This is a genomic window from Arthrobacter sp. P1_D12 (assembly GCF_056406175.1).
Window position 1 is genome coordinate 96,273 of sequence record NZ_JBFUAR010000010.1, and the last position, 13,478, is coordinate 109,750.

Sequence of the window (13,478 nt, forward strand, 5' to 3'; positions counted from 1 at the left end):
CCGCCTCTGCGCAAATGCCACAGGCCTTTCCGGAGCTCTCGGAGGCCCGGCATCAGCCTCGGCTCCGACGTGAGGACCGCCCACGGACCTCGGTGGCCACAAGGTTCGCTTTGGCGTCGTCGAGAATCCTGGCGGCTGAAATGTTGTTGCCCTTTGACAGGTGCCGGGTGAAGTCCTGATAGGCCTTGATGGCGATTTCCGGCTCACCGTCCATGATGAGGTCGCCCTTGTCCAGCCAGATCACGCGCGTGCACATGGACTTGATCGTGTCCAGGCTGTGGCTGACCAGGAAGACGCAACCTGCCTGCTCGCGGAGCTCGTCCATCCGCAATTTGCTGCGGTCACCAAACTGGGCATCACCGGTGTTGAGCGCCTCATCCACCAGGAGAATCTCGGGATCGACGCTCGCGGCGATGGCAAACCGGAGGCGTGACGCCATGCCCGAAGAATAAGACTTCATCGGTAAGTGAATGGACTTCTCGAGTCCGGACAGTTCGACAATACTGTTGTACTTCTCGTCTACCTCGGCCCGGCTCATGCCCATGGCAAGGCACCCAAGGATGACATTCTGGTCCCCCGACAGGTCTTGGACCAAGGCTGCGTTAACGCCGAGCATGATCGGCGTGCTGGAGGCATAGACGGCCCCGGACGTCGGCTTGGATTGGCCGCTGATGATCTTCATGAGCGTGCTTTTCCCGGATCCGTTTCGGCCGATGATGCCGACGGATTCACCGCGTTCCACCACCAGGGAGAGCTCATTCAGGGCCTGTACGGTGACCATGTTGGGCTTGTTGACGGCGCGGCGCAGGAACCGGGGCTTGGTCGTGTCGGGCTCCGCGTCGGACGTCGCACTTGAGGCGACGCGATAGCGCATCCGTACGCTGTCCACCACTACGCAGGGATGTCCCTCGATGAAGATTTCCTTCTCACCCGCGTCCATAGGATTCCTCCCCCTTCCAGAAGTAGACAAGCCCAACAGCCAGGGCCCCCAAAGCCCAGGCAGCGAGTATTGCCCACGACTGCCACTGGGGAACCCTGGCATAGAGGACGCAATCCCGGACTATGTCGATGACGTTGAACAAGGGGTTGAGCTTGATGGCGGCAAGCATTTGGGGATGGGTGATGAAGCGCTCATAGGTGTAGAAGATCGCCGATCCGTACATCCACGCCCGGAGCGCGAAGGGCAGCAGGTGCGTGACGTCGTGAACGCGGGAGATAATCCGGGCCAGGATGAGCCCCACCCCCAGGTTGAATAGCGATTGCAGGAGTATGGCCGGTATCACCAATACCCACAGCCAGGTGATGTTCTCGGCTGGAGGTAGCACCACCACGATCAGGAGCATGGCGAGCATGAGGGGCACGGCCGACAACAACTCCCGAACGTTGGCGCCGATGGGAAGTGCGGCACGCGGGAAGTTGAACGCCTGAACAACGGACTTGTTGCTCCTGATGGAGCGTGCGCCGGAGGTGATGGCACCGGAACTGAACTGGAACACGAAAATTCCTACCACCAGGTATCCCACGAAGTTCTCAACACCGCGGCTGGTCTTGAGCAACAGCCCGAAAATCAGAAAGTAGGTCAGGCCGTTGAAAATGGGGTTCAGGAGCAGCCATGCGCTGCCCAGTCGATCTCGCCGCGTTCCGCTTTGCACCCGGGCGCGGGCATCGTAAAAAATGAACTGCCGGAAGTCCCAGAGCTGAACAAGATAGTCCAGGAAGTTGGGCCGCGAACCGACACGGGTCAGCCGCCGCATGTCCACGGAGAGGGGCTGCACAGCCACCGGCTCCGGGTCTATTGCACTATCTGCGGACACTACTCGATCTCCTCATGTTCATGGTGCAGCCCAGCGTAACGCGCGGCCAGCGCCTCGGCGTTGGCCGCCCAGGTCCTCTCGGCCAGGACTGCGGCCCGGCCCGCGCGCCCCATCGACGCCCGTCGGCTCGCGTCGAGCAACAACGCCGAGATCGTGCGCGCAAGCTCGACCGGTGACGCGGCAGGGACCAGAAGCCCGTTGCCGCCGTCGTCTATTATCTCCCGAAGTGCGGGCAGGTCGCTTCCAACCACCGGCCGTGCACTCGCCAGCGCCTCGACCGGCTTGAGCGGGGTCACGGCACGGGTCACGTCCAGGTCCTTGCGCGGCACCACGAACACGTCCAGGGCCTGATGATAAAGCGGGGTCTGATCCCGGGGCACCCTGCCCGTGAAGACCGCCCGCCCCGCCAGGCCGAGGCCCCGGACCTGCTCCCGCAGGGCGGGACCGGCCACGCCGTCCCCAACAACCAGCAGGCGCAGTTGCGGAAATTCCGGCGCCAGGAGCGCGAACGCGCGGACCAGGTCATCCAGGCCTTCATACGCGACCAGGCTGCTGACCGTGCCGATGTAGAGTCCGTCCCCGGGTAGGCCGAGTTCGCGGCGCGCGTCGGCGGCGTCCCCGGGCTGGTCGAGGAATGCCCCGCCCACGGCATTGGGAGCGATGACGATCTTCCCGCCCGGAATGCCCGCGGCCACAATATTGGCCTTCATGGCATGGCCCAGCGTCACGACCAAATCGGCGTCGCGCATGACTTCGGTTTCCCGGGCCTGGAATTGCGCGTACTTTTCGCTGTTCCGTGCCGCAGGTCCCCGCGTGGCGGCCCACGTGTCTGCCAACTGGCCGCGGACCTCGTACACCCACGGGATGCCCAGGGCCTCGGCCACGGCCCGGACCACCAATCCATTGACGAAGTGTGTGGTGGTGTGCAAAACGCTCGGCCTGAATTGCAGGGCCACCCGCAGTAAGTCCTCAGCCTGTTGCTGCAGACGCGCGTCCATGGTGGGGGCCAGCCGAGACGGGAGGAGGCGCCGGTAACGGACGCCATCCACCACGTCGGTGGCCCGCGCCAGGAATTTGCCGACCTGCACGGGGTACCCGAGCCTCGTGACCGCCAGGACGCCCCAGCCCGCTTCCCGCTGGGCCACCATGATGGAGTGGGATCTCTGGGCGTAGCCGCTGGCGGTGTGCGGCAGTGAATTCGTGAGCAAGTGCAGGACCCGGCCGGGAACCGGTTCGAAATCCTGCCGACGGAGCACCGGAGCCGCGCCGGCGTAGACCGCCGCCTCACCGGCGAGGCGTGCCTGCTGCCGCCGTCCTGCAGCGCCGGAGCCGTCGAGGGTCTTGACGGCTCCGCTGAGGTCCCCGTCATGCCACAATCTGCGGGCCCGCGCAGACTTCAGGCCGCGGGCATTCCCTGCCTTGGCCAATAAGTCGTCCGATATCTCCAGCAGGCCGGCGGACAGGGCAACGTCCGCAAGGCGCCGGGCCGGTTCCCCCTGGGTGGGGCCATCCGCGGCCAGTTCGAGGCGGCGCTTGGCATCGGCGTCGTTTCCGTTGCTGAGCGCGGCCAGGATGACGGGAACCGCCACCGAGTTCCTCGGAAAGATGGCGGTCACAACCCGGCCGAACGGGCGCACGACGGCGGGCAGACGGCGGGCAGCTTGCAGGTACAGGAGAACCGGATCATCAACCAGGTGCTGGCTGATGACACTCGCGGCGAGCCGCGCATTCTTGAGATGCTGGATCATTTGCTGGGAACGTCCGCCAGAAGCTCGGAGATGAGTTGCATGTAGCGGCTGGCGAGGTGTCCATATTCTGCGTGGGTTTTAACCCACTGACGGCTGTCGCCGTTGCGGACCAGCCTGCTTCGGTCGGCTGCGAGCTCGCGCCACAGATCCGCCACAGCTTCCGGAGAGCTGGCAACAATGTCCCCGGCTTCCGCGTCCATGACAATGCGGGCCGCTTCGCCGCGCACCACAGCAGTGATGTGGCGGCCGATGGCCAGAACTTCGTAGGTCTTGGATGGAACGGTGGTGTCGAAGGACTTCCAGTCGTCTCGAAGGGACACCAGGCAGGTGTCGGCCGACGCATATCGCTCGAGCATGGCGTCCCCGGTCAGGGGTGCGTGAAACGTGACTGGGGCCTTCAGCTCCCGTGCCAGCTTCTCCAGCGCCGGCCGCTGAGTCCCGTGGCCCACCAAGTGCAGGTGCATGGAGTCCCCCACGAGGGCGCTTGCCCTGATGGCCACGTCCAGCCGCTGGCTCTCGCCGTGGTTCCCCAGGTACAAAGCTTCGAAGACGTCGCGGTCGAGTTCCGGCGGTCCCATGACGGGGATGGAGTCCAGGTGCACGCCGTTGCTGACGGTTGCTACGTTGCGGATGCCGCGCGCCCGAAGCGTCGCGGCGAATCCCTCGGTCACGGTGACTACGAGGTCGGCGCGGTGCTGGACAAAATCCACGACGCGCTCAACGACGCCTTTCACGCTGCCCTGGACCAGCCGGGCGTCGCGGGCCAGGTCCGGCCACGCATCCCGCATTTCCACGATCAGGGGCACGCCGCGGGCCTTGGCCAGAATGTAGCCGGCTCCCAAGGAAGGCAGACCCGGCGCCGTGACAATGACGACGTCGGGCTTGCGGACCATGAAACCGGCCGGAATCGACAATGCCGCGGAAAAGCACTGATCCAGCAAACGTGCCGCCCGGGAGTTGCCGTGGCGGAGGTAGGGGACGCGGAGTATCTTCTCGGTAAACTGCCCTTTTTGCGGCTGGAAAGGCCTCCCGGCCATCTTGCGGGGCAGCGCCCGCCGGCCGAAAGGATAGTGCGCCACGGGTGTCACGACGTCGACGTCCCAGCCGGATGCCGAAAACTCCTTGATCATGGCGGTCCATCGGCGCTGGGGAGGGCTCTGTTCCGGCCAGTAGGAGTGGGTCAGCAGGGTTATCCGAAGGCTCTCGGCCTGCGTCCCTTGTGGTGTGCGGTCAACGAATTCGTGGCGCATGTCTAGGGTGTTACTTTCCCGCCCTGGCGGGGACGAACCCTAGTCTTCCCGCCGAGGAAACGGAAGTAGACCAAACCCGCGCCGAGCAGGATCAGGACTGTGACCAGCTGAATCCCCAGCGGGCTGCCGGTAGCTACCGCAACCGCGGCCTTGACTTCGGACTTCACCATGACGGGTGGCTCGCTGGGGGTGGCGATCACCGCAGGGGCGGTAGAGGGGGCCGACGTCGGAGTCGGGGTGGCCGAGGGGGTCGGCGTTGCCGAGGGTGTTTCTTGCACGGGCTCTACCGGGACCGCGGGTGCAACGACCGGCGGCGTTTCGATAACAGGCGCGGGCGTCACAACCGGCGCAGCCGGCGGCGCCGGCGCGATTTTGACCGGCGGGGCCGGACTCTGAGCAGGCGGGGCCGGGCTCTGAATAGGCGGGGCCGGGCTCTGAACGGGCGGCGTTTCGATGATGGTCGGGGGCGTCACCACCGGCGCCGTCTCAGTGGGCGAAGGAGTCGGAGAGGCCGTGACCACAGGTCCACCGCCAACGGGAAGGGGGTCTTCAGCGTGGGCAGGAACGGCCGTTCCCGCGACGGAGAGGGCCAGGAGCAGTGCTCCCAGCCCGACGCGTGCGGACTTCAGTTTTTGGCTGCGCGACGTCATCGACAGGCCCTCCCCCAGGTACGAGATTTAATCAGGTGTGTGCGGTCGTGGCCATCACAAACGTCATTGTCGGCAAAACCCCAGCGTTGCACGGTCCCCCCAGTCTACTTGACGGAAGACACCGGCTGTTCATCGAAGTACCACCGGGCCATGATATAGCGGAGGCTGGGCCGGGACGATTGCGCCACGCGGACCGGGATAAGCTGGGTGGATGCTCCATTTCAGACGGTTCGTTTCTGCGCGCCCTTCCCTCGCTGTTGCGGCCATCGCAGCCGGTCTTGTTTTGACGTCCTGCTCCCCGGTGGTCGACGTCACGCCGGCCAAGGACGCTGGGAACGCCGCCTGCGCGCCCATGATGCTGGCCCTGCCGGACGCGATCGGCGATGCCAGGCTGCGCAAGACCAATGCCCAGGCCACGGCGGCCTGGGGCGATCCGTCGCAGGTGATTCTGCGGTGCGGAGTCAACGTCCCGGGCCCCACGACGGACCGCTGCGTCAGCGTCAACAACGTCGACTGGGTCATCAAGGAAGGCGACCCGGTGTGGACGCTGACCACGTTCGGCCGTGAACCGGCGACGGAAATTCTGATGGATCCGGACAAGACCAGCTCGGCTACCGTGCTGGCCGACCTCTCCGCCGCCGCGCTCAAGATCCCGGCAACCCGGAAATGCGTGGGCCAAGAGGACCTGCAGAACCTCCCCAACAGCAAGTAGGCCCGGGCAGGCGCGTCCGCGCCCGCCCGGTTCTAGCGCTGCCCGGTTCTAGCGCAGCCGGTTCTAGCGCAGGCCGGTCTTGCGGTGCAGGGCCAAGTGGATCAGCTCGTCAATCAGCTCGGCGTAGCCCAGTCCTGAGGCCTTCCACATCTGCGGGTACATGCTCTTAGGCGTAAACCCGGGCATGGTGTTGATCTCGTTGATGATCAGTTCGCCATCGGAGGTGTAGAAGAAGTCAACGCGGCTCAGTCCCTCGCCGCCGACGGCGTCAAAGGCGAGCGCGGCCAGTTCCCGGACACGGGTGATCGCTTCTTCGGGGAGGTCGGCCGGGCAGCTGAGGGCCGCGGCGTCGTCCACATATTTGGCGTTGAAGTCATAGAATTCATGGCCGCCGCCCGCGACGGAGATCTCGCCCGGCATGGACGTCCGGGGAGCATCGGTCCCCCGGCCCTCCAGCACGGCGCATTCGATCTCGCGGCCCGTGATGCCGGCCTCGATGACCAGCTTGGGGTCGTGCTCGCGGGCGATCTCTATGGCGGCGTCGAGGCCCTCGAGGGAGTCCACCTTGGAGATGCCCATGGAAGACCCTGCCCGGGCCGGCTTGACGAATACCGGGAAGCCGAGCTGGTCCACGCGCTTGCGGACGGTCTCGGGATCGTTGCGCCACTGCCGGTCAGTCACGGCGATGTAAGGTCCCACGTGGAGCCCGGCCGATTCAAAGACCACCTTCATGAAGTGCTTGTCCATGCCGACGGCGGACGCGAGCACGCCCGCGCCCACGTAGCGGGTGTCGGACAGTTCCAGGAGGCCCTGGATGGTGCCGTCTTCGCCGAAAGGCCCGTGCAGCAGCGGGAAGACGACGTCGACGGCTCCCAGCTCCTGCGGGACGGTATTCGGGGCTGCGACGATCAGCTGGTGCTCGCCGCCGATCTCGGCCAGGGTGACGGTCTGTGCCGAGGGGGCCACCTCGGGCAGCGACGAGGCGGAGAGCGACCACTCGTCGGTTCCGCCGGACGCCAAAACCCACTGGCCGGTCTTGGCGATCCCGATCGGGATGACGTCGTATTTGTCCTTATCGATGGCTCCCAGGACGCCGGCGGCTGTCACACAGCTGACGGCGTGCTCGCTGGAGCGGCCGCCGAACAGCACCGCCACGCGGGGTTTGGACTGGACCGGACGGTCTTCTGTGGTCATGTTCCCTGACACTCTCAGTGGTCGCCTTCGGCTTTCAGATCCCGGGACAGCAGCAGCGGACCCAGTTCATCGACGGACAGTTTTCCGGCAAGGACCGCGACGACGGCGGCCGTGATCGGCATGTCGACGCCGAGCTTTCCGGCGAGTTCGTTGACAGCCTGGCTGGATTTGATGCCTTCAGCCGTCTGCTTCATTTCGGCGGTGACCTGGTCCAGGGTCAGCCCCTTGCCGAGCAGCCTGCCGGCCGTGTGGTTTCGGGACAGCGGGGAGGAGCAGGTCGCCACGAGATCGCCCAGGCCTGCGAGCCCCGCCATGGTCCGGGCTTCGCCGCCAAGGGCGAGTGTCAGCCGTGAGGTCTCGGCCAAGCCGCGCGTGATGACGGAGGCTTTGGTGTTGTCCCCCATCTTCTTTCCTTCGCAGATTCCCACGGCCAGGGCGATCACGTTCTTGACGATGCCGCCGATTTCGACGCCGATCACGTCGCTTGTGGTGTAGGGGCGGAAGTAGGGGGCAGTGCAGCTGCGGGCGATCCAGCCTGCCGTGATCGGGTCCGTGCAGGCCACCACCGAGGCTGTTGGCTCCTCCCGCGCGATTTCCATGGCCAGGTTGGGGCCGGAAACCACGGCGACCCGGTCGGCAGGCAGGTCCAGCTCCGCGCTGATGACCTCGCTCATGCGGGCATCGGTGTGGAGCTCGAGGCCCTTCATGAGGGACACCACGACGGCGCCGGGCGCCAGATGTTCCTTCCAGGCCTGCAGTTGCGGCCGCAGGGTTTGTGCCGGCACGGCCAGGATGACCAGTTCCGCGCCCGCCAGGACTTCGGATACGTCCTTCGACGCAGTGATGCTGGAGGGCAGCGTGATGCCGTTCAGGTACTGCTCGTTGCGGTGCAGGGTGTTGATCTGGTCCACGATTTCGGGGCGCCGGCCCCAGAGGCGGATGGTTCGTTCGACCCCGGAGGCCGTGGCGGCGTCGGCAACAACCTTGGCGAAGGTGGTGCCCCAGGAACCTGCCCCCAGGACGGCCACGGTGGTGGCGGATGTTGCTCGTTCAAAGTTAACCGTCATCCGGTGCTGTCCCCAATGTTCTCGTTCGATGCGCCACCCTCTTGGATGGCTTTACCTTTGGCGCCGCCCCGCTCGACGAAGCGGCCCTGCGTGGACTGGTTGTGCGCCGCTGGGTTCCACCGTTGCGGGGGCGGTTGTTCACCACGCAGTCCTGCCAGGAGGCCGGTGATGGCGTCCATGATGGCATTCGTGGCTGCGTCGAGCGTCGCCTTGTCCAGCGGGTGGCCCTCAAAGGCGCTCAGGTCCACGGGATCCCCGACCACCAGGCGGGAGGTCTTGCGGGGAAAAATGTAGAAACGTTTCGCATACCGCGGGAAGACCTCCTGGGCACCCCAGTGGGCGATGGGCACCACGGGAATGCCGCTCTCCAGAGCCATGCGCGCGGCACCGGTGTGCCCCTTCATCGGCCAGAGTGCCGGGTCCCGGGTCAGGGTTCCCTCTGGGTAGATGATGATCGCACCGCCCTCGTTCACGATCTCTTTGGCGAGTTGCAGCGAACGGTTCGCCCCCGTCGTCGAACGCTCCACCGGGATCTGCTTGGTGGAGCGCAGGACAGCGCCAAGCACCGGCACGTTGAAGAGGCCGGCCTTGGCGAGGAAATGCGGCATCCGTTTCTGGTTGTAGAGCATGTGCCCCACCACCAGCGGGTCGATCTCCGTGCAGTGGTTGGGCGCGGCGATGAAGCCGCCGACGGGGAGCTTTTCGAGGCCTTCCCACTTCTTGCCCATGAGGAGGTTCATCACGGGCCGGATGATCCCGGCGACTGTCACGAACGTGACGTGACTTTTGGCGGATTCCTTCACGGGACCCCCGCTACTTGGCCGAGGTGATGTCGAAATCGGCGCCGAGGCCCGCGAGCTTCTCGGTAAAGCGCTCGTAGCCGCGGTTGATGATGTCGATTCCCGTGACGCGGGAGGTGCCGGTGGCGGCCAGGGCGGCAATGAGGTGGCTGAATCCGCCGCGCAGGTCGGGGACGTCGATGTCGGTGCCCTTGAGCTGTGCCGGACCGGAGATGACGGCGGAGTGCAGGAAGTTGCGCTGGCCGAAGCGGCACGGCACGCTGCCGAGGCACTCGCGGTGGACCTGGATATTGGCGCCCATGCGGATCAGTGCATCGGTGAAGCCGAACCGGTTCTCGTACACGGTCTCGTGGACAATCGAAACGCCCTCGGCCTGGGTCAGGGCTACGATGAGCGGCTGCTGCCAGTCCGTCATGAATCCGGGGTGCACGTCTGTTTCGAGGACCAGTGGGTTGAGCTTGCCGCCGCGGTGGTAGAAGCGGATGCCGTCGTCGCCGATGTCCATGCCGCCGCCGACCTTGCGGTACGTGTTCAGGAAGGTCATCATGTCGCGCTGGGTGGCGCCTTCGACAAAGATGTCGCCGCGGGTGACCAAGGCCGCGGAAGCCCAGGAGGCGGACTCGTTGCGGTCCGAGAGGGCGCGATGGTTGTAGCCGCCGAGGTCCCGGACGCCTTCGATGCGGATGGTGCGGTCAGTCTGGACGCTGATGATGGCGCCCATCTTCTGCAGCACCGCGATGAGGTCCACGATTTCCGGTTCGGTGGCCGCCCCGGAGAGTTCGGTGATGCCTTCTGCGCGCGTGGCGCTCAGCAGGACCTGCTCAGTGGCGCCCACGGACGGGTAGGGCAGCGCAATCTTGGCGCCCTTGAGCCCGTTGGGCGCGGAGATGTGGATGCCGCCGGGGCGCTTTTCCACGACGGCGCCGAACTGTCGCAGGACATTGAGGTGGTAATCGATCGGACGGTCGCCGATCTTGCAGCCACCCAGGTCCGGGATGAAGGCTTCGCCGATGGCGTGGATCAGCGGTCCGCACAACAGGATCGGGATGCGCGAATCGCCGGCGTGAGCGTCGATGGCCGTGCTGGAAGCCGTCTTGGCGCCCTTCGGGTCAAGCGTCAGATCGCCGGTGACGGGATCTTTGTCCACCCTGACGCCGTGGAGCTGGAGCAGGCTGGTGACAACCTCGACGTCCTTGATTTCAGGCACGTTGCGCAACACCGATGGCTCGTTGCCCAAAAGGGCAGCAACCATGGCCTTTGGGACAAGATTCTTGGCCCCGCGAACGGTGACGCGGCCAGTTAGCGGGACGCCTCCGCGGATTGTCAGAACACTACTCATATACCGGTTTCCTCACGACTACTAGCCCCCAAATCCTTACAAAGGCACCAGCTAAGCATAGGAGCATCCGTTACCGATCTGAAATACGTGCCCATCGAGATGCCTTCGGCGCCCGGATAGACGACGCCGGACCAGTCGCCCCGTAAGTCACGGTTTGGGCAGACTCCCGTGGCCTCCTTCTCAAGGTCGACGCGCTACGCGTCGCAAGACCTTGGCCCCGACGCCCGTAACGCGCTACCTGTTGGTCGAACCCGGACGAACCAAGTAGTCGCCGCCCAAAGACACGTGGCGCGACCAACTTAACGAGTAACCGTCCCCGTAGCGGGGCGTGCCGGAGGCCACCATCCTCGAAAGTAACCGCTCGTCGAGCCAGTGACAACAGCGGTGCGGTTGTCACCAAACGGGCAATTGCATGGTGACCAGTGAGGGTGAGTCCAATGGCGTTTCCCCGACTTCGTCGGCTGTCCCAACAATTCTTCGCTGTGGCGGCAGTCGCCGCGCTCGCTTGGAGCACTGCAACCGCCCCTGGCGCGTCCGCGGACCCCGGATGCCCTGCCGGTACTGTGATGAACATCGTCGCCCACCAGGACGACGACCTGCTCTTCCAGAGCCCCGCGCTCATCTCCGTGATCCGCGAAGGCCTGTGCGTTCGTACCCTCTACGTCACCGCCGGCGATGCAAACCAAACCGCCGACTATTGGACATCACGCGAGAATGGCGTAAGAGCTGCCTACGCGGAGCTCGCCGGCGTCGCAAACACCTGGACGACAACGGATGCCGGAATTGCCGGCCACCCGATTCCGGTGGCGACGCTCGACGGTGCGACGAAAATTTCGCTCGCATTCATGCGGTTGCCTGACGGATTCCCCGACGGAAGTGGCGGGTCCAACAACGGATACCAGAGTCTCCAAAAACTGTACGGCGGTGTGCTCAACACCATAACCACCGTAGATGGCTCCTCCTCGTACACCTTATCGACGCTCCAGGACACCCTGCTGGCATTGATGAACAGTTACCAGCCGGACCAGATCGCCACGCTGGACTTCGCTGGCAGCTATGGCGACGGCGACCACAGCGACCACCACACCGTGGCCTACCTCGTACTCGCGACGCAGCAACGGTACAGCCTCCCTCACACTCTCACCGGATATCAGGGATATGGCATCGTCCTACGACCGTCCAACGTTTCCGAACCAGATCTAACCACCAAGACCAACGCCTTCCTGACATACGCGCAATACGACTACAGGACCTGCAACACGGCCGAAGTTTGTGCCACCGAGGCGATGGGCGCCCGATTCTCCCGGTCATACACCGTCGCCCTGCCTGCCATGACTCGGAGTAGCGACGCAAACGTGGCTGGGTCGGCGATGGTCACCGCCAGTTCCCAGAACTCCGCTTCTGGCCAGACTGCAACGAAGGCCATCGACGGCGTCGCCGCGGGCTACCCCACTGACTCCAGCCGGGAATGGGCCACCGCCGGTGGCAAAACGGGAAGTTACCTCGAGCTCACCTTCCCCACCGCCGTCGACTTGAACCGCGTCGTACTCTTCGACCGGCCCAATGCCGCCGACCAGATCACGGCCGGCACCCTCACATTCTCCGACGGCAGCACCGTGGCCGTGCCCTCCCTGGACAACGCCGGCACAGCGACCACCGTCACCTTCACGGCCCGTGCCACCACCAGCCTGAGACTGACAGTCACCACCGTCAGCGGCGCCACCAGGAACATCGGACTCTCCGAACTCCAGGCCTACACGAGCGCCAACGTGGCTGGATCGGCGATGGTCACCGCCAGTTCCCAGAACTCCGTTTCGGGCCAGACCACAACGAAGGCCATCGACGGCGTCGCCGCGGGCTACCCCACTGACTCCAGCCGGGAATGGGCCACCGCCGGTGGCAAAACGGGAAGTTACCTCGAGCTCACCTTCCCCACCGCCGTCGACTTGAACTTCGTCGTACTCTTCGACCGGCCCAATGCCGCCGACCAGATCACGGCCGGCACCCTCACCTTCTCCGACGGCAGCACCGTGGCCGTGCCCTCCCTGGACAACGCCGGCAAAGCGACCACCGTCACCTTCACGGCCCGTGCCACCACGAGCCTGAGACTGACAGTCACCACCGTCAGCGGCACCACCAGGAACATCGGACTCTCCGAACTCCAGGCCTACACGGAATAGCGGCCGCCTTCATCGAATCGACAAGACCACTGTGTGGCTGACTGCGGCCTCGCAGCATCGGACCGGCCGGCTACGCCAATGGGGCCTCAGGACAACCGGGCGGGCAGCGTCTTGGGCTTGAAGGAGGGCCGGGTGGCCTCGTACGCGGTGATGTCGGGTTCGTGCTTCAGGGTCAGCCCGATGTCGTCCAGGCCCTCGAGGAGGCGCCACCGCGTGTAGTCGTCAATCTCGAACGGCGCCACAATATTGCCGCACTGCACGGTCTTGGACACGAGGTCCACCGTCACCTCGGTGCCCGGAGCGTTTTCAAGTTCTTTCCAAATGAGCTCGATGTCGTCCTGGGCGACTTCGGCGGCAAGCAGGCCCTGCTTGCCGGAGTTGCCCCGGAAGATGTCGGCAAAGCGCGAGGACAGGACCGTCTTGAAGCCGAAGTCCTTCAGCGCCCAGACGGCGTGCTCGCGGGAGGAGCCGGTGCCGAAGTCGGGACCCGCTACCAGAACGGATCCTGCGCTGAACGGCGCCTGGTTCAGGATGAAGGACGGGTCCTTGCGCCACGCGGCGAAGAGCGCGTCCTCAAAGCCGGTGCGCGTGATGCGCTTGAGGTACACGGCGGGGATGATCTGGTCCGTGTCGACGTTGCTCTGGCGCAGCGGGACACCGATTCCGGTGTGAGTGGTGAACTTTTCCATGGCGGATCCTTCGGGACTGTGTGGATCGAGGCTGT

General features: G+C 65.1%; 12 protein-coding genes. 2 read left to right on the plus strand and 10 right to left on the minus strand.

The features are described 5' to 3' along the window. Positions 1-52: 52 nt before the first annotated feature. Genes AC1DZV_RS09635 through AC1DZV_RS09655 form a run of 5 tightly spaced genes read right to left on the minus strand, consistent with a single transcriptional unit; the run spans position 53 to position 5,090 of the window. Positions 53-940 carry an ABC transporter ATP-binding protein gene (locus AC1DZV_RS09635; RefSeq protein ID WP_476953555.1) on the minus strand — a complete coding sequence of 296 codons (888 nt, stop codon included), beginning with the start codon at positions 938-940 and terminating at the stop codon, positions 53-55. Further along, the gene (locus tag AC1DZV_RS09640) at positions 927-1,814 is read right to left on the minus strand and encodes an ABC transporter permease (RefSeq protein ID WP_476951179.1); all 888 of its coding nucleotides are present in this window, start codon (positions 1,812-1,814) and stop codon (positions 927-929) included. The genes AC1DZV_RS09635 and AC1DZV_RS09640 overlap by 14 nt, the downstream gene beginning before the upstream one ends. Then, on the minus strand, positions 1,814-3,562 hold the full coding sequence (locus AC1DZV_RS09645) for a glycosyltransferase family 4 protein (protein ID WP_476951178.1): 1,749 nt from the start codon (positions 3,560-3,562) through the stop codon (positions 1,814-1,816). The genes AC1DZV_RS09640 and AC1DZV_RS09645 overlap by 1 nt, the downstream gene beginning before the upstream one ends. Continuing rightward, positions 3,559-4,812 carry a glycosyltransferase family 4 protein gene (locus tag AC1DZV_RS09650; protein ID WP_476951177.1) on the minus strand — a complete coding sequence of 418 codons (1,254 nt, stop codon included), beginning with the start codon at positions 4,810-4,812 and terminating at the stop codon, positions 3,559-3,561. Before AC1DZV_RS09650 ends, AC1DZV_RS09645 begins: the two co-directional genes overlap by 4 nt. A gap of 2 nt (positions 4,813-4,814) precedes the next feature. After that, positions 4,815-5,090 carry a hypothetical protein gene (locus AC1DZV_RS09655; RefSeq protein ID WP_476951176.1) on the minus strand — a complete coding sequence of 92 codons (276 nt, stop codon included), beginning with the start codon at positions 5,088-5,090 and terminating at the stop codon, positions 4,815-4,817. Between the two features lie 583 nt (positions 5,091-5,673). Here AC1DZV_RS09655 and AC1DZV_RS09660 point away from each other — a divergent pair. Further along, entirely contained in the window at positions 5,674-6,174 is a 501-nt protein-coding gene (locus AC1DZV_RS09660; RefSeq protein WP_476953556.1) for a DUF3515 domain-containing protein, read from the plus strand. A 63-nt stretch (positions 6,175-6,237) separates the two neighbouring features. On the opposite strand, the gene AC1DZV_RS09665 is transcribed toward AC1DZV_RS09660, so the two are convergent. Genes AC1DZV_RS09665 through murA form a run of 4 tightly spaced genes read right to left on the minus strand, consistent with a single transcriptional unit; the run spans position 6,238 to position 10,574 of the window. Further along, entirely contained in the window at positions 6,238-7,368 is a 1,131-nt protein-coding gene (locus tag AC1DZV_RS09665; RefSeq protein ID WP_476951174.1) for a D-alanine--D-alanine ligase family protein, read from the minus strand. A 14-nt stretch (positions 7,369-7,382) separates the two neighbouring features. Then, positions 7,383-8,435: an NAD(P)H-dependent glycerol-3-phosphate dehydrogenase gene (locus AC1DZV_RS09670; protein ID WP_476953557.1), complete on the minus strand. Its 1,053-nt coding sequence runs from the start codon at positions 8,433-8,435 to the stop codon at positions 7,383-7,385. Continuing rightward, positions 8,432-9,238: a lysophospholipid acyltransferase family protein gene (locus AC1DZV_RS09675; protein WP_476951172.1), complete on the minus strand. Its 807-nt coding sequence runs from the start codon at positions 9,236-9,238 to the stop codon at positions 8,432-8,434. The genes AC1DZV_RS09670 and AC1DZV_RS09675 overlap by 4 nt, the downstream gene beginning before the upstream one ends. A 10-nt stretch (positions 9,239-9,248) precedes the next feature. Continuing rightward, the gene (gene murA / locus AC1DZV_RS09680; protein ID WP_028278332.1) at positions 9,249-10,574 is read right to left on the minus strand and encodes a UDP-N-acetylglucosamine 1-carboxyvinyltransferase; all 1,326 of its coding nucleotides are present in this window, start codon (positions 10,572-10,574) and stop codon (positions 9,249-9,251) included. A gap of 566 nt (positions 10,575-11,140) precedes the next feature. Between murA and AC1DZV_RS09685 the strand changes: the two genes are divergently transcribed. Then, entirely contained in the window at positions 11,141-12,754 is a 1,614-nt protein-coding gene (locus AC1DZV_RS09685; protein ID WP_476953558.1) for a PIG-L family deacetylase, read from the plus strand. A gap of 86 nt (positions 12,755-12,840) precedes the next feature. On the opposite strand, the gene leuD is transcribed toward AC1DZV_RS09685, so the two are convergent. After that, complete coding sequence (gene leuD / locus AC1DZV_RS09690) at positions 12,841-13,443, minus strand: 3-isopropylmalate dehydratase small subunit (RefSeq protein ID WP_476951170.1); 603 nt, start codon at positions 13,441-13,443, stop codon at positions 12,841-12,843. Positions 13,444-13,478: the final 35 nt, after the last annotated feature.

Bases quoted from the DNA above. Each gene is read 5' to 3' on its own strand.
- AC1DZV_RS09635 (WP_476953555.1), bottom strand. From the start codon at position 940: ATGGACGCGGGTGAGAAGGAAATCTTCATCGAGGGACATCCCTGCGTA.
- AC1DZV_RS09645 (WP_476951178.1), bottom strand. From the start codon at position 3,562: ATGATCCAGCATCTCAAGAATGCGCGGCTCGCCGCGAGTGTCATCAGC.
- AC1DZV_RS09650 (WP_476951177.1), bottom strand. From the start codon at position 4,812: ATGCGCCACGAATTCGTTGACCGCACACCACAAGGGACGCAGGCCGAG.
- AC1DZV_RS09660 (WP_476953556.1), top strand. From the start codon at position 5,674: ATGCTCCATTTCAGACGGTTCGTTTCTGCGCGCCCTTCCCTCGCTGTT.
- AC1DZV_RS09665 (WP_476951174.1), bottom strand. From the start codon at position 7,368: ATGACCACAGAAGACCGTCCGGTCCAGTCCAAACCCCGCGTGGCGGTG.
- AC1DZV_RS09670 (WP_476953557.1), bottom strand. From the start codon at position 8,435: ATGACGGTTAACTTTGAACGAGCAACATCCGCCACCACCGTGGCCGTC.
- murA (WP_028278332.1), bottom strand. From the start codon at position 10,574: ATGAGTAGTGTTCTGACAATCCGCGGAGGCGTCCCGCTAACTGGCCGC.
- AC1DZV_RS09685 (WP_476953558.1), top strand. From the start codon at position 11,141: ATGAACATCGTCGCCCACCAGGACGACGACCTGCTCTTCCAGAGCCCC.
- leuD (WP_476951170.1), bottom strand. From the start codon at position 13,443: ATGGAAAAGTTCACCACTCACACCGGAATCGGTGTCCCGCTGCGCCAG.